General features: G+C 45.7%; 16 protein-coding genes and 1 pseudogene. 4 read left to right on the top strand and 13 right to left on the bottom strand.

The annotated features are described in order from the left end of the window. A pseudogene (locus tag QTO06_RS18695) lies at positions 1-369 on the top strand (hypothetical protein); the annotation flags it as partial. Positions 370-373: 4 nt separating this feature from the next. Further along, positions 374-2,020, top strand: a complete 1,647-nt coding sequence (locus QTO06_RS18690) for a BatD family protein (RefSeq protein ID WP_331409330.1) — start codon at positions 374-376, stop codon at positions 2,018-2,020. A gap of 82 nt (positions 2,021-2,102) precedes the next feature. On the opposite strand, the gene QTO06_RS18685 is transcribed toward QTO06_RS18690, so the two are convergent. From QTO06_RS18685 to QTO06_RS18665, 5 genes are all read right to left on the bottom strand, one after another. Continuing rightward, positions 2,103-4,169 carry a sensor domain-containing diguanylate cyclase gene (locus QTO06_RS18685; protein ID WP_331409329.1) on the bottom strand — a complete coding sequence of 689 codons (2,067 nt, stop codon included), beginning with the start codon at positions 4,167-4,169 and terminating at the stop codon, positions 2,103-2,105. Between the two features lie 375 nt (positions 4,170-4,544). Next, positions 4,545-5,294 (bottom strand): phosphate ABC transporter ATP-binding protein PstB, encoded by a 750-nt coding sequence (pstB, locus tag QTO06_RS18680; protein WP_005432159.1) that lies wholly within the window; start codon positions 5,292-5,294, stop codon positions 4,545-4,547. 60 nt (positions 5,295-5,354) lie between these two features. Then, positions 5,355-6,218 carry a phosphate ABC transporter permease PstA gene (gene pstA, locus QTO06_RS18675; RefSeq protein ID WP_005441059.1) on the bottom strand — a complete coding sequence of 288 codons (864 nt, stop codon included), beginning with the start codon at positions 6,216-6,218 and terminating at the stop codon, positions 5,355-5,357. A gap of 22 nt (positions 6,219-6,240) precedes the next feature. Continuing rightward, positions 6,241-7,173 (bottom strand): phosphate ABC transporter permease subunit PstC, encoded by a 933-nt coding sequence (gene pstC, locus QTO06_RS18670; protein WP_331409328.1) that lies wholly within the window; start codon positions 7,171-7,173, stop codon positions 6,241-6,243. Between the two features lie 98 nt (positions 7,174-7,271). Next, complete coding sequence (locus QTO06_RS18665) at positions 7,272-8,093, bottom strand: phosphate ABC transporter substrate-binding protein (protein ID WP_331409327.1); 822 nt, start codon at positions 8,091-8,093, stop codon at positions 7,272-7,274. 333 nt (positions 8,094-8,426) lie between these two features. Between QTO06_RS18665 and QTO06_RS18660 the strand changes: the two genes are divergently transcribed. Continuing rightward, complete coding sequence (locus QTO06_RS18660) at positions 8,427-10,070, top strand: methyl-accepting chemotaxis protein (protein WP_331409326.1); 1,644 nt, start codon at positions 8,427-8,429, stop codon at positions 10,068-10,070. Positions 10,071-10,172: 102 nt separating this feature from the next. Here QTO06_RS18660 and QTO06_RS18655 read toward each other — a convergent pair whose 3' ends face one another. The 7 genes from QTO06_RS18655 to QTO06_RS18625 all read right to left on the bottom strand — a co-directional run bounded on the left by QTO06_RS18655 (position 10,173) and on the right by QTO06_RS18625 (position 20,707). Then, entirely contained in the window at positions 10,173-10,745 is a 573-nt protein-coding gene (locus QTO06_RS18655; protein WP_331409324.1) for an Lcl C-terminal domain-containing protein, read from the bottom strand. Between the two features lies 1 nt (position 10,746). Beyond that, entirely contained in the window at positions 10,747-12,180 is a 1,434-nt protein-coding gene (locus QTO06_RS18650; protein ID WP_331409322.1) for an Lcl domain-containing protein, read from the bottom strand. Between the two features lie 25 nt (positions 12,181-12,205). After that, the gene (locus QTO06_RS18645) at positions 12,206-14,458 is read right to left on the bottom strand and encodes a proprotein convertase P-domain-containing protein (RefSeq protein ID WP_331409320.1); all 2,253 of its coding nucleotides are present in this window, start codon (positions 14,456-14,458) and stop codon (positions 12,206-12,208) included. A gap of 9 nt (positions 14,459-14,467) precedes the next feature. Next, on the bottom strand, positions 14,468-16,609 hold the full coding sequence (locus QTO06_RS18640; protein WP_331409318.1) for a TonB-dependent hemoglobin/transferrin/lactoferrin family receptor: 2,142 nt from the start codon (positions 16,607-16,609) through the stop codon (positions 14,468-14,470). After that, positions 16,610-18,622 (bottom strand): prolyl oligopeptidase family serine peptidase, encoded by a 2,013-nt coding sequence (locus tag QTO06_RS18635; RefSeq protein WP_331409316.1) that lies wholly within the window; start codon positions 18,620-18,622, stop codon positions 16,610-16,612. A gap of 383 nt (positions 18,623-19,005) precedes the next feature. Continuing rightward, positions 19,006-19,179, bottom strand: a complete 174-nt coding sequence (locus QTO06_RS18630; RefSeq protein WP_331409315.1) for a hypothetical protein — start codon at positions 19,177-19,179, stop codon at positions 19,006-19,008. A gap of 184 nt (positions 19,180-19,363) precedes the next feature. Continuing rightward, positions 19,364-20,707: a DEAD/DEAH box helicase gene (locus tag QTO06_RS18625; protein ID WP_005441090.1), complete on the bottom strand. Its 1,344-nt coding sequence runs from the start codon at positions 20,705-20,707 to the stop codon at positions 19,364-19,366. A gap of 422 nt (positions 20,708-21,129) precedes the next feature. Here QTO06_RS18625 and QTO06_RS18620 point away from each other — a divergent pair, with 422 nt between their 5' ends. Continuing rightward, a complete protein-coding gene (locus tag QTO06_RS18620; protein WP_005441096.1) occupies positions 21,130-21,378 on the top strand; it encodes an Lpp/OprI family alanine-zipper lipoprotein in 249 nt (82 codons plus the stop codon). 26 nt (positions 21,379-21,404) lie between these two features. Here QTO06_RS18620 and QTO06_RS18615 read toward each other — a convergent pair whose 3' ends face one another. After that, complete coding sequence (locus tag QTO06_RS18615) at positions 21,405-22,331, bottom strand: L,D-transpeptidase family protein (protein ID WP_005441098.1); 927 nt, start codon at positions 22,329-22,331, stop codon at positions 21,405-21,407. Position 22,332: the final 1 nt, after the last annotated feature.

Genomic DNA, 22,332 nt, shown 5'->3' with positions numbered 1-22,332 from the left:
CAGCAACAGCAGCAACAGCAGCAACAGCAGCAACAGCAGCAACAAAAGTCTCAGAATGATGCTAAACAAGAGCAAGGACAGCAGTCACAAAATCAGCAAGATACTGAAAATAAAAAAGAAGATGAGAAATCCGAGCAAAAAGCTAAGCAGAAAAAGGCCGAACACGAAGTAGAAAAGCAAGGTGAACAACAAAAAGGTGAACCTACACAGGCGCAAGCTCAACCCGAAAAAACGCCTCAGGATGATCCTGAATTCCGCCGCCTCGAAGCGGTAGAAAGCGCACGTGACCCTAGCTTCTTGATTCGAGCTCAAATGCAACTTCAAGCGCAACAAAAACAGCGTCCACAACAATCAAATAAGGAGTGGTAAGTCCATGATGAAAAAAGGCGCCAAACTGGTCTTTGTTCTAATGGCCAGCCTACTGACCAGCTTTTCGGTTTTCGCACAAAGCCTTCAAGCCAGTGTAAACAAAACTCAGGTGGCGAAGAACGAAGTGATCAACTTAAGGATCATGGCAGATACCGAGCTTGGCTCAGACGCGATTGATTTCGATGTATTGAAACAAGACTTTTTTTTAGGGCAGCCTCGTTACGGTCGTTCAAGCAATAACATTAATGGCCACAAAACCGTTCGAACGGAATGGAGCATCTCGATTGCACCGATGAAAGAAGGCGTCGTCACCATTCCGAGCTTTTCTGCAGACGGTATGAAGACCGAGCCAATTAAGTTACGAGTAACCAAAAACCAAGCAGAACCTAGCCTAGAAGATTTGTTTAGCTTCGATATGAGTGTCGATAGCCACACTTTGTATCCGCAGCAGTCAGCGACACTTCGCATGCAATTGGCGATAAAAGTCGATCCTCGTCGCTTAGATAATCCGCAAATCGTGCCACCAAGCATTGAAGGAATGAAAATTGAGCCAGCCAGTGACATGAAGCAAGGCCAGCGCATCATTGATGGGCTTGAAGTGACGGTTGTGGAGCAAGCTTTCAACATCACAGCTGAAAAGCCGGGATCTTACACACTGGTGGGGCCTCGTTTGACTGGTTCTTACATCTACGGCGACAGCCTGACTGGTTCTACCAAGGTCATGCCAATCAATACCAAAGCAGAGCAAATGCCGATTACTGTGAAGCCTATTCCGAAGGATTTTAAAGGTAACTGGCTACCAGCTTCCGCACTGGAAATGACACAAAGCTGGCAAGATGAGCAAGGTAATCCACTATCAGCGACTAGAGTTAACACTGTAAAACAGGGCACATCGATCACACGTACGATCCGCATCCGAGCTCGCGGAACTCAGGCAGAGTATTTACCTCGCATTGGTATCGTCTACCCTACTACTTTGCGTGTTTATCCAGAGCAACCGCAGTTTGAAACCTCACGCGATGGAACGGTAACCATGACAGTCAAACAGGTGTTGATTCCGACTGAAGCTGGCGATCTTACCCTGCCGGGTTACAGCCTAAATTGGTGGGACAGTAACCGTGACCAAGCAAGAGAAGCTGATATCACATCGCTGAAGCTTAATGTCGAGAAAAGCGATAGTGGCTTAATCACGCTGCCAGAAAGTGCGTTACCAGCACAACCAGCGACAACATCTGCCCCTGTGGTTCAAGGTGGTGTGGATTCTATCTGGAAAACGCTGACATTCGTATTTGGTTTGCTGTGGCTTGTCTCATCAGCGATTGCGTTTGGGCTTTGGAAAAAACGTGGGTCGCCAAAGGCAGAAAAAGTTGAGACGTCGACTCACGGCTCATCATTGCAAGATCTAGAAAACATCATCAAACAAGGTGATAGCGTCAAGATTGAAAGAGCAGTTAACGACTACTTAAACACTCACCACCTCAGCAATGAGTCTGAAGCAGTGAAAGCAGTAAAAGAAGAACTGAATGTGATGAACCACTCTCGCTTTAGTTCAACGCAACAGGAATGGAAACCTAACTCTCTGATCGCCAAGGTCAAACAACTGGCTAAAGAGAAGAAAAGCAAACCTAGCCACCAGCTAGAAAAGCTCTAGTAAATTCTTTAAATACTAAGACGACAAATGGCAGCTCACATCGAGCTGCCATTTTATTTCTCTCTTATTCGTGCCTGCTTACCTAAGCCACGATTTGGTCTGTTGCCTCAAACATGCACACGCAGTTTCGACCGCTATTTTTGGCTTGGTAAAGGGCTTTATCCGAAAGCTGATAGAGGTGGTCAAAATTGAAGTCTTTTCCTTGCGCCTGATAGCAAGAATAGCCAACCGACACCGTCAGCAATTCACCTTCTGGATTATGACAATGCTTGATACCCTCTTCCTCAATACAACGACGAATGCACTCAGCACGTAATCGAACTTCTTCTTGGCTCGATCCAATCATCAACAAGACAAACTCTTCCCCACCAATGCGACAAAAGACTTCGTCTTCATCTTTAGTATGGTGCTCGAGGATATTACCAATGCGCATCAACGCAATATCGCCTTCTAAATGCCCGTAATGGTTGTTAAACAAGCCGAAGTGATCAATGTCGATAAGAATCAAGCCAAAAGACATGAGCTCATCGTGCTCGAGGTAACAGTACTTCTGCATCACATGCTCCAGCATACGGCGGTTACCTAAGCGCGTTAATGGGTCGAGTTTGGATAAAATCTCCAGTTGTCGATTCGCTTCTTGCAGTTCCTTGGTTCGGTTCTTAACTTCGAGCTCTAGGTTTTCATTCAATTCTCGGATGGCCTCTTGCGCTTGTGTACGTTGAAGAACCTCAGCCAAGCTGGAGGCAAACATTCGAATCACTTCACGCAGTTGAGAAGTGAGAGGAGCACGAGTCAAAAGGTTATCAACCGCGATAAAGGCAATGGGGCCACTGCTGTTCGAGGTCAGCACCGTCATTGCCGCCCAGCCAAAGCCCGCAATTTTACAGTCATGATAGATAGGAACCGATTCCTCAAAAGCAACTTCGTTTGGCATCGATCGGGCTAAGTTAATCAAAGAGAAATCTTGGGTTTCACCAAAAAAGTAAGATTCGTCAACCACGTTACCTTGGATGTCGGTTCCCCAAGTGCCTTGCATATAAGAGCAATTTTCATCGGTCAAGAACACCGCCATTCGGTCGATGCCTAAGTTCTTAATCGCAAATGTGACGGCGGATTTGCACACATCACTTACCGTGGTACAGCGTGATAACTCAACCATACTGGAATGAAGCATACGTACATTTTGTTCTTGGCGTTTACGGATGAAGATCTGTGAGAATAAAGAGCCAAAGGATTCCAACATCTGTTTTTGGTAAGCAGTAATCGGCTTACGGTGAATAAAGTTATCCAAGGCAAACCAGCCAAAAGGTTCATTACCGTCGCGCAAGATCAACATCGCATTCCACCCCTGCCCGACGACTTTGCCCGCGGTATAAATGGGTGCATCATCGACGATAACCAAGTTACGTTCCGGGCTCGAAAGGGCCGCAATGTACTCTTCACTTAATTGATGTAAATCGTACTGAGTGTGGAACTCGTCAATCGTGCTGCCCGACTCGTTGGTGCCATAAGTACCGCTGAAGCTACGTTTTTTCATATCGAGCAACATCAGGGTTGAACGATCAAAGCCCAATCGCTCGCGCAGTGCTTCCACCGCTTTTAAATAGAGATCTTTTAGGGAGTCAGGATTAGAGATATCCAGCGCGACTTGCTGCACCAGTTTCATGTTCTCGATAAAACGCTCACGTTGCCCTAGCTCATCCACGTACTGAGCTTCACGCACGTCGCGGTGCTTCATTTCAAGGGAGGCGTTCTTTTCTGCACGAATACATTGCCAGCGAGCCGCTGACAGTTGCATTGCATCGTAACTTTCTTCATAGATGTTGTGGGCGGAGCGAGCTTGAACGTTTTGGATCAGTAGGTAGGTTCGTTTAATTGGCGTGTTGTCGAGCATCATAATGTAGCTCTCGCCCCCCAAATCTTGGGCATGGTTCCAGTTACATGTATTGATAGCCAAGGGAATGATGCTCTCTGAGGTATCAAACTGGTTTGCCCATTCCCAAAAGGCTTGCGGATATTCTTGAATAGGGAACAAATCACCTCGTGAGAACCTTACCGAGCCAGACGAGTTCGTTAACGGGTCATCAAAAATAGCGATGGCACCTGGAGAAAAGTGCTGCTCTAGATGTTTGAATATGGCCTCCGCCAATAATCTGTGGTCTCTCGTGGAAGAAACCGTCCTCGTAAAACTTTTTAAACTCACCTGGCCAACCTAATCTACTTTTTTATTTTCAATAAAAAACTACTTAGCTGGTGATATGCAATCAATGGAATCCAAGTTGAGCTGTTAAGTCTTTCGCAAAAAATATGGACTTAATTTCACATTCGCGAACCTTTCAACATTTTTAGACAGATGTTTCATCAGAATTACATACTGCAAAATACCGGCGCAAAAATGATTCATGATGAAGATTATTAATGTTGAGAAAACAATCAGCCTAACGATGAAAAAAAGCCCCTCATCAAGAGGGGCAAGAGTACCATCGCTTATAGTTATTTGTGTATATGCCAATAAATAGGTTGATTAACCGAAGTCACCGTTTACATAGCCTTGAGTACGGTCGTCTTTTGGTTCGCTAAAGATCACCTGTGTGTCATCGTGCTCAACCAGTTCACCCATTAGGAAGAACGCAGTGCGGTCAGAAATACGACGCGCCTGTTGCATTGAGTGAGTCACGATAACAATGGTGTAGTTCTTCTTCAGCTCTTCCATCAGTTCTTCGATTTTGTGTGTTGCAATTGGGTCAAGTGCCGATGTTGGTTCATCCATCAGAATCACATCTGGTTCCATCGCAATGGTACGTGCGATGCAAAGACGCTGCTGCTGACCACCAGAAAGACCAAATGCGTGTGACTTAAGACGATCTTTTACTTCGTCCCACAGTGCTGCGCCGCGAAGTGAACTTTCAACCACTTCATCAATGTGTTTCTTATCTTTGATGCCTTGAGCGCGCAGGCCGTAAGCCACATTCTCGTAGATGCTCATTGGGAATGGGTTTGGCTTTTGGAATACCATGCCCACTTTGATGCGAAGGTCAGCAACGTCAATGTTGCCGTAAATGTCTTCGCCATCCATTGACAGCTTACCCGTGATCTTTACGCCTTCAATAAGATCATTCATGCGGTTCAAACAACGTAGTAGTGTTGACTTACCACAACCAGAAGGACCGATAAGCGCCGTCACTTGGCGAACAGGAATTGGCAGGTTGATCGATTTCAGTGCTTGGTTTTCACCGTAGAATAGGTCTAGGTTTTCAATATCAAACTTGTTCATTTTCTTAATCTCTTAAATCTTGAATTCGTGTCTTTTAACGTGCGTTCTTAATTCGTTTTGTTAGTAAGTTGCGGTGTTAAAACGTCGTGCAATCAGTTTTGTGAACATGTTGATCAATAGAACAACAACAATCAGAACTGTCGCGGTACCGTAAGCCTGATTCCATTCTTCAATGGTAAACAGTTCGGTAGTCAGTTTGTATAAGTGAACGGTTAATGTACGACCTGAATCCAATAGAGAATCAGGAATACGTGCAACCATACCTGCTGTCAGGAATACTGGAGCAGACTCACCAATGACACGACCAATACTTAGAATGACCGAGGTTAAGATACCTGGCATTGCGCTCGGAAGAATCAAACGCCAGATAGTGTAAATCTTAGATGCACCCAGGCCGTAAGAGCCTTCACGGTACGTTTGTGGTACTGCCATCAACGCTTCTTCCGTCGTACGGATGATAACTGGCAGGATTAGGATACTTAGCGTCAATGCACCCGATAGAATCGAGAAACCAAGGCCAAGAATCGCCACGAAGAAAGTCATACCAAACAGACCGAAGATGATCGACGGGATACCCGCCAACGACTCAGTACAGAATCGGATGATTTTCACTAAACGACTGCCCACTTTCGCGTATTCGGTCAAGTAGATTGCCGTCATGATACCGAGTGGCGCCGCCACTGCGATAGAAGCGATAACCATATAAATTGTCGCCACAATCATTGGGAAGATGCCGTGCTCTTCACCTGTGCGCGTGTAGTTATCAGTAATGAAGTTCCAATCTACGTGTTGTAGACCGTTTGATAGGATGTACCAGATAATCCAGAACAAGAAACCTACCGTTAGTGCTGCCGAGATCCAGACAAATGCGTTAAAGACATTATCTTTGAACTGGCGTGCTTTTTTCAGTTTTGCGCGATCCATAATAGTCACCTTTAACAAGCGATTACTTCGCTTTTTCTCGGTTTAGGTACAGTAGTACAGCGTTCAACGACATGATGAAGACCAGAAGTACCACACCTGTAGCGTAAAGTGCGTTCGCGTGAACACCACTTGCGTAAGACATTTCAATAGCGATGTTTGCGGTTAGCGTACGAGCCGAATCAAGGATGCCTTCTGGCATTGCCGGCGCGTTACCCATTACCATGATGATCGCCATGGTCTCACCCAACGCACGACCGATACCCAGAATCACACCTGTCATGATGCCTGAGCGAGCCGCTGGAACGAGCAATTTAAAGATGGTGTAGATTTTCGATGCGCCCAGAGCCAAAGAACCTTCTTTGTAAGTACGAGGAACCGCGCGGATAGAGGTTTCAGATACCGTAATTACCGTTGGTAGAATCATCACACCAAGAACAATGATACCGGCCAAGATAGTGTTACCTGCTGGTACATCGAATACGTTCTGAATCAATGGAACGATAATAACCAGACCAAAGAAACCGTAAACCACCGAAGGAATACCGGCTAGCAGCTCAACCGCTGGGCGGATGATGTCAGCTAAACGCTTTGGTGCGATTTCAGCGATGAAGATAGCGGTTAAGACACCAACTGGAACACCGACTAAAACAGCGCCTGCTGTCGAAACGATAGAAGCAACAATCATGGTTGCAACACCGTACAGTGCCGGTGGTAGCCAGTTTTGGCCTAGAACGATGCCCGAGACGCCCGCTTCTTGGAATGCTGGGATACTCTCTCGAACGATGAAGTATGCGATAACTGCTAATGATATGATGCCGATTACAGCACTCGTTAGGAACAAGCCGTGGAAGATGCGCTCTCTCCAGTCTACGCGGCGTTTTTCGCGTAGGCCTGGCTTGCTGATCGCTTTTGCGTCAGTAGTCATAAGCTTTTCACTATTTGTTGCGATGGTCATAAAAATCTCACGGTTCTTGGCAATGGCGTCGAACACAATGGATAGAAAAGGCTCAGCCCGAAACGTTGGGCTGAGCAAACTTTAGAGTCCCGATGGGATTAGTGAACTGAGATGTAACCTTTTTGGTCAACTAGCGCTTGCGCTTCTTCAGTTAGCATCCAGTCTAGGAATTTTTGAGTTTCAGCTGATGGCTTGCCTTCTTTGTAAAGAACAAGGAATGGACGAGCAACTTTGTAAGAACCGTTTTTCACGTTGTCTACAGAAGCTTGGATACCATCAATTGGAAGTGCGTTTACAGAGCCATCAACTGTACCTAGAGAGATGTAGCCGATTGCGTATGGGTTAGAAGCAACCATTGTCTTCAGTGCACCGTTACCGTTAGCAACTTGAGCACGTTGAGAGATTGCAGAAACTTTTTTACCAGAAATCTTCATTTTTAGAGACATGATGTCTTCGAATGCGCCACGAGTACCAGAAGCCGTGTCACGAGTGATAGCAACGATTGGCTTGTCTGCACCGCCAACGTCTTTCCAGTTTGTTACTTCACCTTTGTAGATTGCAGTAACTTGCTCAGCTGTAAGGCCAGTAAGTTTGTTTTGTGGGTTTACAACAACTGCGATACCGTCTAGAGCAACCGCTTCTTCTTTTAGCGTTGGCTCTTTTTCAGAATCTTTTAGGTTACGAGAAGACATACCTAGGTCAGCAGAACCGTTCTTCGCTGCTTTAACACCCGCTGATGAACCCGGGCCTTGAACTTCGATAAATACATTCGGGTTTGTCTTCATGTATGTTTCAGAGAAAACTTCCATCAGTGGAGTTACGCTGCTAGAACCCACTGCAGAGATAGTTTCTTTAGCAGAAACAGGAGTCACTGCCATTGCGCCTAGAAGTGCGATTGCACCGATTACTGTCTTTTTCATCACAATTTCCTTTAAGTGGCCTTATTGCCGTTGTGTTTCACTTGAACGGTGCTCACTTTAGAATCCAAATATGACAGTTGTGTTTCACTTAGTTGAAAGCTCTATGACACGTTGTCATTTCTGCTTAATAAATCAGCAATCAAACTTTATTTACTTTCGAGCTCAAAATACTTTGCAATGATTTGGTTATAACAAAATGCCAACCACATCGCTTTTAATATATTTCATAACAAATAAGCATCGTTAAATGATTGATATATCAAGCCTAGTAATTAGAATCAGGATGTTTTATTTACAAAAATGATAATAGTTCTAATCTTTAGAGGGTCAATCATGCGTCAATTACTTAGTACGCTGTCTATTAAGTCACAGGTTTTCGTACCCGTACTTTTTACTGTCATACTTCTCATCGTCGGTTTAAGCATAGGCATAGGAAAGTTAGAACAAGCATTCGACAAGGTGACGGTTTCTACCAATAACCTTATCGTGCATAAAGAAGAGCTGGGCTCTATCGTAGACAACACCTACGCGATGCGCATTAAGGCGATTTATAGTCTATTCAGGGCGGAAGATGTCAAAACACTGAACCAAGAACTGCAGCAACGCCAAACAAGAAACCGAGAGTTTCTTAATTCTATCGACCAAATTGAAGGTATTCAGGCTGAAGTAAACGCCATGCGCGACGCCATGAATCACTACGTCGATTTTACTCGTGTTACCATGACTCCCCTTCTCAATACCAAGCATACTTCTGAGTACACCACGTCAGACTTTGAACGAGAGTACGAGTCTGCAATGGGCCAATACCGCCTTGCGGGTGAAGCCATGATAAAAGCGATCGACAACTTGTCTAAAAAGCTCAACCAAATCGTTACCGATGAAGTCGAGGAAAATGGCATTCTTCACTCTGATACCCTGACCTATAGCACGGTATCTCTAGTGGTTATTCTCTCTATTGCCTCTTTGATCAGTTGGCTGCTAGCGAGCTACATTGTTGCTCCAATCCGCAACCTACAAGAAACCATGCAAGAAGTAGCAAAAGGTAACTTGTTGGTAGAAGCAGACGAAGTGGGCAAAAACGAAGTCTCACAACTGGCGCATGACGTAAACCAAACCATCCAACAACTTCGTGGCACAGTTGGTTCACTAGTTAGAATCAGTGAGGATGTCGCATCAGCATCTACCGAACTTGCAACCGTAATGACGCAAAGCAGTGCTAACTCAGATCAAGAGAAACTAGAAGTCGAGCAAGTCGCTTCAGCAGTCAATCAGTTAGAATCAACTGCTGCAGAGGTGTCATCGAACGCTCAGCAAGCTGACAATGCCGCTGTCGAAGCAAGTGATATTACAGCTAAAAGCTTATCTATGTTTGCAGAGAGTACTCAAGCTAGTGAAAAAATGGCGCAACAACTTAACGATGCAGCCACCGTTGTGACCTCACTCAAAGACCAATCAGAACAAATTGGCAAAGTAATTGAAGTCATTGAAAGTATCTCTGAACAAACCAATCTACTAGCGTTAAACGCAGCAATTGAAGCCGCTCGTGCGGGTGAGAGCGGTCGTGGATTTGCGGTTGTTGCCGACGAAGTTCGAATGCTTGCGGCAAGAACGCAAGAGTCGACCAAAGAGATCCAAGTAATAATTGAGGAGCTGCAGCAACAGTCGGGACAAGCGAACGAGAGCATGAACTCAAGCCTTGAGCTACTGAACGATAATCAAGTGCTAGCAAGTTCAGTAAATCAGTCGCTAAACGACATTCAGCATGCTATTGAAAACCTGAACGGAATTAATACGCAAGTAGCTACGGCATCTGAAGAACAAAAACAAGTCACGTCGGACATCAACAACAACTTAAGCACCATCTACGAGCTGGTTAGCCAAAACGTAACTGGCATCACTCAATCTGCCGCTGCAGCGCAGGAGTTGTCAGGCTTGGCTGAAAATCAAAAGCACCAACTTAAGCAGTTCCAAGTTTAAAGGTTCTGCTCAACACGATAAGTTTCAAAGGTTAGGAATGAAGAAAGCTCCGCACTGGCGGAGCTTTTTATTATCCGGATTAGAGAAAATCCAACGGTGTGGTTATTCTTCGTCAGTGACCAGTAGAACAGAGAAAGTGTTCGTTGGGTCTAGTGGGCTCCAGTTGTAAACCTCACCGTTAAATGAATCAAACACCATAACGTTTGAGCCGTCACCGTTTGGAGTGTTACTCCAGATGTAGCCTGCGTAGTCACCCACCTCTAACGTGTAACCACTTGCAAATGCAGTGCCGTTCATCGCAGGGCTATGGCAAGCACGTTCCGTCAACGCGACCAACTCTTTAACGTTTGGTAAGCGCCAATTCTTTTTGCCCGCGAAATCATGCAAAGCATGGTTGCCTGATTCATTGCGGATTTGCTCAGCGGTTGATAGCGCTAACTGCCATGACATCTTAGTCGCAGCGCCATCACAGGCTTCATTTGCCGCATTCCACGTTGAGCCAACAGGGCAACGCATCCACGTTAGGCCCGTTTTTAAGTCAGTTACCGTCCCAGCATCAGAGTAGGTGTAACGAGAGTTTGGTGCTGTTTTTCCAAAATCAGTGGAACACTCTTGTGCAGCCATCACCACTTGAGAAGCCAAAACAAGAGATAGTGCGGTCATTAATTTCTTCATTTTATTGGCCCTTTACTGCTACTAGACGGATTGGGAATTGGAAAGAAGTGCCAGTATCACGCTCAACTTTGTCAGAGTAGATTTCAACAAAGCTTACATAGCCACGGTCTGCACCTTTGGTTGCCACAACAGGGAATTGCAGAGCGCCTTCGTAGTTGTAAACGGAATAGTTGTTAAAAGTGAAGTCGCCTAACCAAATCGCGCCAGTTTCAATGTCTGGGCTACCTTTACCTTGATACGGGAAGTAAGCCATGCTCAGACCGTAAACGTTGTCATCAGCATCTTTCTCTGTCTCACCTAAGTCGAGAACATCGTAGAACTCTTGGTATGTTGGTAGGCGCCAATCAGTAATGCCACATAGTGATTGCTTGTTTATATGTTCAACATATTGGCTTGTTGAACAGATGCCATCAGCAGCATCCACACAACCAACGACTTCAAGATCTTCGTAATACGGTTTGAATGTTGCTGACTCATACACGAATGTACGATCTTTAAATTGAACCGAGCTCGCATCCACACTCTTATTTTCCCAAACAAGACCAGTACGCTCGTCCATAGTACAAGCCCACTCAGTCGCATCTGCAGCTAAAGCAGCACCTTGTGAATCTAGCTTAACGAACTTAAAGCCTGCGCCTGTCGACGTTTGCTTGTCCTCTTTGTCGAAGCCGTATTCCGCATCTTGACCAGGGTAAGAAGCTTGAACCTCAGCAACGTCTGCTGCGCCATCAGCAAAATGAAGAACGGCACCCGTATCGTTGCTGCCAACCGTTTGTTCAGCAACCGCTGCAATTTCTTCAGCAAATGCACTCACTTCCGCTTCAGACAGAAGATCAGAGGCCAACGATTTACCTTGGAAGCTAAGGCTTTGAGCAAGCAGCGCTACGCCTTTGGTCATTTGTTGTGGTTGCATCGCAGCTAATAGCGCAACCGTGTTTTGCTCTAGCTTGTCTAGCTCGCTGGATTCTGCGTTAGACATTACCGTACCAGACAAAGAAACGCCGGCATCGGTGAGTTGCGCTTTCACGATCTCTTCAGCTTGAGCAACGGTTTTACCGTCAACCACAAGACCTGCGGTCAACGTTGTTACACCATTGACCGTGTTACCCGTTGCTAAATTTTGGCCCGGAGCCGCAAGACGCAACGTTTGGTTCGAACCTTGATCAACTTGAGCAAGAATGGTGCTGGTTAGTACGTTTTTATCGCTTGAAGTCAGGCTAAATTTACCGGCATTATCCGTTTTAGTGCTCGGTTCAGTAGTATCACAAACGTAGTTTTGGTTTAAATCGATGCACACTGGCGTATCAAGAAGTGTACCTGCAGAAACGATGGTGCCAGCTACATCATAGGTCGGTGCCGACGTGTCACCACCAGAACCACCACCACAGCCAGCTAGGGCTAGTGACATAGCAACGAAAGAATATTGAAACTTCATAGATTTTATCTTCTTTTGATTTTAATTAACGAGAGCGAATCACTCTCACCATTGAAAGCAGGAAAAGTCCTAACAAGGTCCAAGGCGAACTACTGCCACCTGAACCACCACCACTGCTTTCTTTAGTGGTATCAGCACTGCACTGATACTGAGCAAAGTGACTCACACCCCACTCTTTCAACACCCCAGAGTTCCCTGACACGCGGTCAGACACTTCGAGACGCCAAGTCCCCCAACTCGGTTGACCGACAAGCGCTTGTAACTCCTCTTCATACTGAGCTGTGAAGTAACCTTTAAATCCATTGGTATTGCTTGATTGATGGCTTAGTAGCACGACCGATTTGCCTTGTGGAGACACAAGCGTCACTTGCAGATCCTGCAGTGAGTCATGTTCGATGTTCAGGTAAACCGCAAACGAATCATCAATCGTGCGTGACTTGTCCGATAGCGTCTGAGAGAACAGCCTGTCGCCCTGCTCTGGCAAAGCGGAATTCACTGATTGAGGCTGGATACCGAGCCCTGGCGTACCATTAACCAGCATCACCTTTTCATTCCACTGATGAGTCTTTAAGCCTTCTGCAAATTGGTAATCCAATGAAATAGAGGAATCGAATTGCGTGCCACACGTCAGACCGCTTGGTAACGCCACCTTCATTGAGGTTGAGTCAGAAAGCGTTTCATCAAAGTCGAACACGGATGCGTTGTTTAGCAGCCATTGCCCTTTGATGCTCGCTTCACGGCCAGTTTGGCTCAGGCTCACCCCAACGTCTTGACCTTGTGCGATGTATCGAGCGTCATAGCGAACGCGAAGAGGCGCTTTAAGTAAGTTGTGTTTGTTGAAGCTGTCTGTCAGGAATTGGGCGTAATCTTTATTTGGGAACAAAGTGTTTGCGGCAAACACGGTCGATTCTGCAAGATCATGCATTTTCACGCCACGACCAATCCCGTACATGCCTTCAAGTACAATGGCGTCAAACTCGCGGAACACGCTATCGGTATCATCACCGTATCGTTCAACCGATGCTTTAAGCGTTTGGAACAGTGGCGTTGACCATAGCTCGTCACCTAGTTCACCGCCCACACTAACATGCGCTGGATACTCTGAGCTCTCGAAATAACGCGCTCTTTGGTTCCATAAGCTACGAGTTGTTTTGCGTGTTCCGAACACTCCGTCCCAGTTGAACACCGTATCTAACTCAAATTCTTGACCGCGACGCGAAGCATCCAAATATTGAGTGCGGTAGCTCACACTGCCCGCCCAGTAATCAGCAAAACCCTCTGCGATAGCACCAGTATGACCGTACGCCCAATCCGGTACGATTTGGTAATGAATGCCATGCCCAAGCTCGTGTATCACTACATCAGAATCGACTGCATCCGGAGAAACACCACCGACACCCAGCATGAGTGCTTTCGGACCGTAATAGTAAGTAGAGTTATCTTTTGATAAACCGCGAGCATCAAAACGAAGCGGTTCGTTAAACAAGTCGTAAGTCAGGCTTGTCAGATATTGGATCGAGCTATCAAGATGATAAAAAGCCATCAACTGCGGGAACGCATTGTCACCAAACTCGGTGCTTTGCATCTCATCAACACTGTCAAATGCTTGAACCCCTTCTGCGCTGAGAAAGTCCAACGTATCAAGTACAGGCGCTTCACCAGGTGCTGGGGCTGCAAATAAGCCCGTCGCATCCACTTGCTTTAATCTTGGGTTAGAGAGATAGAACTTACCGCCGGACTTTAAAACCTCAATCGACTTGGTTACGTACTCGATCGGCTGAGGGTAATCAGACAGTGCTGACCACGTCGATTCTGGTGCCGCTTGCTGTTGCATGGTGCGAAGATCTGGGTTGAATAAAGAAACCTCAACATCAACCAGACTTCCAGAGCTCAAAACCGGTGGCTCTTGTGCTTGTAGTTGGCGAGGCGATTCCAATTCCATTGCAACCGTTGGTTTACCGTTGCGAATGATCGTATCTTCAAGGCTCTTAAACACTCGCACAACGTGATGATTTTTATCGGTTGTGACTACGAGGGCGCGCTGTGCTTGATATTCACCGTTAACCCAAACATCAAAATTGTAATGCTCGCCAAGCTGAGACTGGGTTTTGTAACGGAACTTAAACTCGCCCGCTTCTGAGTAGTGGCAGTCTAGATAAGTTTTCGCTTGCGCTTCATTCGTTACCACAAAGTCCGTTGCGGGATAATCCCACTCTGCAGCCTGCGCCGCAGGGGTACAAGCAATAAGCAGCGAAAAAGCCAATGGTTTTAGCTTCATGATTTCGTCCTAGAATTCGTATTTTGCATTTAGCGTGAAGTAGCGCCCAGGCTCCGTTGAGTAACGCTTACTTTCCTCAGCGATACCCGCTGCGTCTTGGTATCGGATGTACTCTTTGTCGAACAGGTTGACGATGTTTGCGCTAACACGAAGGTCTTTGGAAACGTGGTAAGTTGCGCCAAGATCAAACGTATTCCAGGCGCTTGTCTGCGCACACTCTGTCGCTAGACCAAGCGTGGTCTGGCATTTAGGAACGCGCTCCATGGCAGCGGCCCAGTTCCAAGCCACGTAAGCGTTGAAGTCTTGGTTGACGTATTTCAGTTGAGCGTTACCTTCGAATGGCGTAATACTTCGAACGTATTCGCCTTCCGCGTCTTTGCCATCTACGTAGCCAAACTTAGTGCTGATGTCCCATTGTTTGGTTAGCGCGTAACCCGCAGAAAGCTCTGCGCCATAAGTCTCTACGCCATCAAGGTTTTGGTACTGTTTGATGTAATTACCTGTGCTTGAATCAAAGCCAGTAGTCACAACATCGATGAAGTTTTCAAACTTGTTGTAGAACACAGACGCATAGACATACGCACGACCGTTATCGAACTTGTTACCGATTTCAAATGAGTCCGAAGTTTCAGCTTCTAGGTCTAAGTTGGGCGCGATAACAAAAGGCGTTAGCGGTACGAAATCATGACTCACGAAGCCATATGCTTTGTCGTATTCCGGAGCTCGGTAACCGTGGTTGTACGACACATAAACGATGTTGTTGGCAAACATTTCACGAGAAACCGACAGGCTTGGAGACACCTCCGAGCTATCCATGTCCTTTAATGGGAAGCCGCCCACTTCGCCCTCACCGTCCGGCGTTAGACGGTGCGCATCAAAGCGTAAGCCGCCTGTGATGGTCCATTTATCCAGTTCCACCATGTCTCGAACATACAAACCAATGTTATAAGCACGAGCAGGGGCGAATGGTTGTTTGGTCGAAGGTGTTACGCCGTTCCAATCAATCTTGGAGTCGCTATCTGTGCGTTCGTAATAGTCAGTAGAAAGCTCAACACCGTAAGCCAATTGGTGCTCTACATTTGCTGCATAAATCGTATTGGTGAAGTCGCCACGGAAACCAATTGTCTCATCGATGAAGGTTTTGTGTTCCAGCTCGCGACGTTTGGTGATCAAACCATTGTGATCCACTTGGCGCATTAAACGGTTGGTGTCTTCCACGACTTCGGTGTGACGCCAGTAAACTTTGGTATCCAACTCTTCGAACCAAGTTGGATTAATCGGTGTCACCTCCACACCAATGTAAGCGCTGTACTCTTCGGAGGTTTCATCTTCAGCAAAGTCTTCAATATGCCAGATTCCATCAGGTTGAATGGACGGTGAACCCTCCAAACGCTCTTGATTCTGGGTGTAGAGTTCCGCTTTGGCTTTCAACATCACCTCTTCATTGAAAAAGTGGTTGATTGTATAAGCACCGCTGTAACCATCTAGGTCGCGGTTATACAAATCTTCATCAAAGTTACGTGTCTCTTGCCCTTGCCAGTATGAAACGTTAAACAAACTCTCTGTATCGCCGGAGCGGAAAGCTAGATTACTCGTGCCTTTGTACTTGTTGCTGATATCGTTGTAAGTACCGGAAACATCGGTGTAGAAGTCTTTGTCTTTTAAGAAATCACCCGGCTTACTGGATTCTAAAATCACCACACCGCCGATCGCGCCAGAGCCATGCACCGAAGAGCTTGCACCTTTAATGATTTGCAGCGATTCAAAATTGGATAAATCAAAAGTATCTCGCCCAACTGCATCATTAATGTCATTCGCACCGAAGCCATCCGCAGAACGAATGCCATCACGAACGATCATAATGCGGTTACCTGTCATACCACGGATGGTAATGTTTTGCGGACGTCCTGCACCTCCCGTCACGCTTACACCAGGTTCGTTACGCAGCACGTCATAAAGCTCGGTTTCGCCTCGTTCTTCGATTTGCTCGTTTGTGATAACCGCGACACTACCTGCCACTTTTGACAATGGCTGATCGATTTTATTGGCGGTTACAACCACCTCTTCCATTGAGAAAACCTTAGATTCGGCGTGCACTTGACTGGCAGCAAGTACCGAAAGTACTGCCGCTGACACTGGGGTAAGCTTCATTTACTGCTCCGCTTTAGATGTTTTAATGAGTGATAGTAGAAATGCGTATTCCTTCGCTTGTTGCTCTCTTGCCTGCCTTGGATCCATGCGGTGGCCAGAGTGAAAATCCGTTTGCAACAAATAAGGGCCTGTCGATTCACTGGTCGACGAAATTTGAGCGAGATACTTCGCGCCTTCCCAATAAGGCACACGTTGGTCGTTCAATCCGACTTGAACCAACATGGGTGGGTAAGCATCTTTATGGATATTGAGGATAGGATCATAAGCTTGCATCGCTTTGAGCTGCTCTGGGAGTGTCGGATTCCCCCATTCTCCATATTGTTGTGCGGTAAGTGGTAACGTCGTATCGGACATGCTAGCAACGACATCGACAAACGGAACCTTCATCACCGCGCCAGCAAACAAGTCAGGAGCTTGGTTGATCGAGCCGGCAACTAAAGTGCCACCAGCACTCGATCCAATCGCGTAGACATCACGTTCACCACCATCAAAGTGTTTAAGTGCTTGCGCAGCTGCCGTGAAGTCATTGATAGAGTTAGCTTTAAGAACGCCTCGGCCTTGCTCGTGCCAGTCAGCACCAAAGTAACCGCCACCACGAACATGCGCTATCGCGTAGATAACGCCTTGATCTAGTAAGCTCACGGTTTGAGGCATGAAGTAAGGTTTCATGGTAAATCCGTAAGCGCCATAGCCGTACAGCACAACAGGAGCGTTGTCGCTGAGCTTATCTTTGCGATAAGCAAGAGAAACCGGCACTTCCACGCCTTGGCTTTTGACCATAATGCGTTGAGAAACATAATCTTGGCTAGAGAAGCCGTGATAAATATCTTGCGAGAGATTTGTCTTTGTCAGTACTTTAACATCAAACTCTTCCCACAACGGCGGTGTCGTCATCGACATACTACGAATGCGGATTTTGTTAGAGCGGTAATCACCAAGAGTGCTCAACCAAGCAACGCGACCTTCCGACTCTAACGGAAGAGATTTTTTCTCCTTGCCATCATACGAGTAAACCGAGATTGTCGTTTGATTGTTTTGCTTGGTTAATGCCACAAGTCCCGCATCGTACAAGTAAAATTGTTCTACGCCATTTTCTGAGCGTAAGAAAGACTTCCAATTAGACTCAGCAGTGTCCACGTCTTTCTCGGGCATCGCAGTTTCAAACAAACCAAACTGACCATTAAGATTGCTGTTGAGAAAGACTCTATCTTGAGCAACATCTGCATAATACTCCACACCGGATTCCGGTTTACGTAGCGAGGCCGTTAGCTCTCCAGAATCAAGGTTTAGGATCTTTTGTTCGGTGGTCGATTCATTGTTACTTTGTACCAGTGCGAAACGCGCGTCGGCTGCTGGATAGAAAGACATAAGCCAATCGGTCTTGTCCTCTTGCCAAAGTACTTTCTGCTCATTGGTTTGAGTATTAATTCGGACGATTTGGTAAGGGCGCTGAGTTTTCGCTTCTTTTGATACAACGAGAGCAAACTTGGCATTTGGTGAGAGCAGAACCCCATTATCAATGTTGCTGATAAGCTCACGTGCAGCACCACTCTTTAGATCAACCAATACAGCACGGTACTGCTCGCTGCCATCAATATCTTCTGTAAACAACAAAGAATCGCCTTGAATACGCCATTGACCAATTTGGAAATACTGACGTTCTTCTTGGCGAAAAGAGAAATCGTAAACCACTTTCTCTTGCGCGTTGTTATAAGCTCGCGAAAGCAAAACAAAGTTGCCTTGTCGACGAGTCAGGTTCCATTCTTGACCGTTTTTGATCGCCCAAGGCTTCTCGCCTTTTTCTGCTGCCATGGATTCCCATTGGCTCAACAGATTTTGGGTAATCTCGTCATAACGTTTCTGAAATTGTTCTGTTTTTTGGTTCTGTTGCTTGAGGTAAGAAAGGACTCGCTCATCTTGTCTGGAATCGTCTCTCAGCCAATTAAAGTTATCCGAGGCAACACTGGGCATAGAGGTGACTAAAAGCCCCAAAAAAACATGACTAAATTTCATATAAATGGCACAACTATTTATAGGATTAATGTTATGTCGCGTATTCTGCCTTTAAATAAAAATGAGATCAATTATCATTTGCATGTTTTCGTGATGTTTTTATCGGTTTTTATTATGTCAAACGTTTAAATCATGGATGAATGCACTGTTATGCAAAGCTATTGTTAGATAAGTCATCTATTGCTATGCAATTAAGAATCTAGAAATGAAAACGTCACCTGAAGAAGGTGACGAGGGTAACTTTTTTACTTTAGTCAGTAGCTCAAAAGAAGTAGAAAAACTAGAAAAGATGACTAGTTACAACCCAAAGTAAAGCAAGAAATCCAACAAAATAGAGGGAGGAAAAAACGACCGATTTAATCAATTCACCCATTTGAGACTTTTCAGTAATCATGTGAGCCTCCGTGATTGTGCACTAAGGTACAACTCACCAACGCTAAGCAGAGAAACGTCAACATCTCAACCCAGATGCCTTTCTTTCCCCAACCTAACGATTTGCACTGTTGTTCTGTAAGGCTCAGATCGATGTCTTCTAACCACTGTTCTTCTTGATACATATTTTGCCTCCTCTTCTGGAAACCTATGCTATGCAAAATTGGCGTTCAGAAAAATCAAAGACTATTTAACCCTTGTTTAGAACAGCTAAACAATAGCCCGTGAGAAGGCAAATTTCAGATATAAAAAATCCGAGCTCGTAAGCTCGGATTTGAATTCAGTTAACCTCTAGCGCTGAGTTGAAGATTAATCTTCAGCTTTTGGTTCCGCTGGCTTTTTCTTAGGGATAAACACGTTTTCACCCACTGCCACGTTTTGGTAGAAACCTTTATCGCGCTTAGCAGGTTTCTTCGCGACTTTTTTCGCTTGTGGGCGTGCTTTTTTGGTTTCTGTCTTCTTACCACGGAAATCAGGCTTACGTGGTTTCAAGCCCTTGAATTTACCTTTTAAATCTTCAAATACAGAGAAGTTCAAATCTTGCTGTAGGTAAGTTTCAACACGCTTAAAGCTGTCCCAGTCTTTAGGGCCAACAAGAGACACTGCGTCACCTTTGTTACCCGCACGACCAGTACGACCAACACGGTGCACGTATTCTTCTGTGTGCTTCGGCATATCGAAGTTGATAACGTGCGTTACTGTTGCGATATCAAGACCACGAGATGCAACGTCTGTCGTTACTAGAATCTTAAATACAGCACGCTCAAACTGACTCATGATGGTGTTACGTTGAGTCTGGTTCAAGTTACCGCTCAGCGCGACCGCTTTAAGCTTCTTCTCATTCAACTTGTTCGTTAGACGCTCAGTGTCATCACGAGTTGCAGTAAAGATGATCACCTGACGGTATTCGGCCTCTTCAAGAACACGCTCAAGGATCGCTTCTTTGTGATCTAGGTGATCACACAAGTAGAATTTTTGAGTGATGTCTTTGTGCTCTTCGTTTGATACGCCGATAGCAATACGTTTTGGCGCATTCAGCATCTCTGATGCAATGTCATTCACTTCTGCGTGGTCGAGCGTTGCTGAGAACATCAGAGTTTGACGACGACGGTGCTTCGCCGCTTTGTGGATACGACGAAGCTCTGGTGCAAAACCTAGATCGAGCATACGGTCAGCTTCATCCAGAATCAGCGTTTCCAAACCATCAAGAAACAGAGAGCGATGCTCTAGGTGGTCAGCCAAACGTCCTGGTGTTGCCACGATGAACTTCGGGTAGCGGCGTAGCGCTTTCACCTGATCGTTAAAATTCTCACCACCAAGAATCAATGCTGCGTCATAACTCAGACCACCAAGCATTGAACGAAGCTCGCCATATACTTGTTTTGCTAGCTCACGCGTAGGAGCAAGGATGACTGCACGAGGGTCTTTTGCAGAAAACGACTTCGTCTTTAGTGACTTGTGAAGCATTGGTAATACAAACGCCAAAGTCTTACCCGAACCCGTTTTCGAAGATGCCAATAGATCCTTGCCTGCAATCGCAACAGGAATCGCCTGCTTCTGAATGTCAGTCGCTTTTTTGAAATCGTAGTGTTTTAGGTTCTTCAACAATCGGTTGTCTAGGCCTAGATCTTTAAATTGCAAAGTATTCTCCAATAAATAGTCATCGTTTGAGCGCTTTTTCAGTGTCGTTTCCGCTCTAACGCAGCAAAAAATAAAAGCTCGATATAATACCGCAAATCATAGGAGTATAGATAGAGATCACACAAACTAATTCCATTAGAAAAAATAAAGATTCATCTAAGAAACTTTCATTTGTGTAAATTTCGTCTAAATTATTGATATCAGGGACGTGGTAAAAGAGCTGCTGTACTACCCGATACAGGCGTTAAAGGTGAGTAAACGCTCACTTATGTAAACTAAAGGTTAGCGTCCGTATCAGGTACTCTATGAAATCCTTGGATTTTTTTGACTTTTGCTACATCATGTACTGATAGAATGTATTCACATTTACCACTATGACTATATGACACAAAACGTATAGCGTAGGAATTTAACTATAGGCAAGGAGTTCTAAAATGAACAAAACGTTGATCGCAGCTGCAGCAACTTCAGTACTTCTACTAGCAGGTTGTGCTTCTTCTGACGAAGCAGCAACAGCTACTAAACTAGACGAACTAAGCAACCAAGTTAGCCAACTAAGCCAAGACGTTCAGTCTCTACAATCTGACGTTCAAAAGTCTAATGACGCGGCTATGGCAGCTCAAGAAGAAGCTGCACGTGCTAACGAGCGTATCGACAACATCGCTCAGTCTTACACTAAGTAAGATGTGATTCCGCGCTTTAACGCTTGTTAAGGCGCGGTTATTTCTACTGGAACACCATTCTGAGCAGCAATCGTTGCTTTAGCTTTCGCATTCGTCATCCCATATTCATCCAACCACCAATTCAACTCTTGTGGAATTTGTAAGTGATCTTTCTCGCCGTTACTGCGAGTCAATGGTTCATGCGCCTCAACAAATACACTGCGGTCTGGTTCTAGTGTGACTTTCACCGGCTGATTGATGATCTTCACTTTTTCACCACGACGTACCTTGTCGAATAACCACTCGATATCATTAGGGTCCATACGGATACAACCCGCACTTACACGCATGCCAATACCAAAGTCTTTGTTAGTACCGTGGATCAAGTACTCACCATGACCATACGCCAAGCGCAGCGCAAACATACCAAGTGGGTTATCTGGTCCAGCTGGTACGACTGCAGGTAGGTCAATGCCCTTAGCCTTGTATTCCGCACGGATAGATGAAGGTGGTGTCCAGGTTGGGTTTGGACGCTTCTGGCTTATGCTCGTTGTCATCTCTGGCGTGTCTCGACCAATACGGCCAATACCTACCGGGAATACATGAACCACATTTTCTTTAGCCGGAAAGTAGTAAAGACGCAGCTCCGCCAAGTTAATCACGATGCCTTTGTGGGGAACGTCTGGGAGAATAAGCTGAGTAGGAATAGTCAGAACGTGCCCTTCTTTTGGTAGAAAAGGGTCCACGCCTTTGTTAGCCGCCATTAACGCCAGCATGCCAACATCGTACTGCTTAGCAATGTTTGCCATGGTTTCGCCTTGTTCAACCACATGGTTTTCCATGCGGCCTATGACTCGCGCCCCGTCCTCCGGCAATTCGTACATCTTTGCGAATGACAAACCACTCACTAAAGACAGCGATACAGACAACAGGGTTCGTTTAGCGATACTCATCGGACGCTTCTTGCTAGGCATC

It is taken from the genome of Vibrio sp. M260121, from assembly GCF_036533715.1.
Classification (GTDB): Bacteria; Pseudomonadota; Gammaproteobacteria; order Enterobacterales; family Vibrionaceae; genus Vibrio.
The sequence above is the reverse complement of the archived record's forward strand: the minus strand, read 5'-3'. Positions and strand labels throughout refer to the sequence as shown.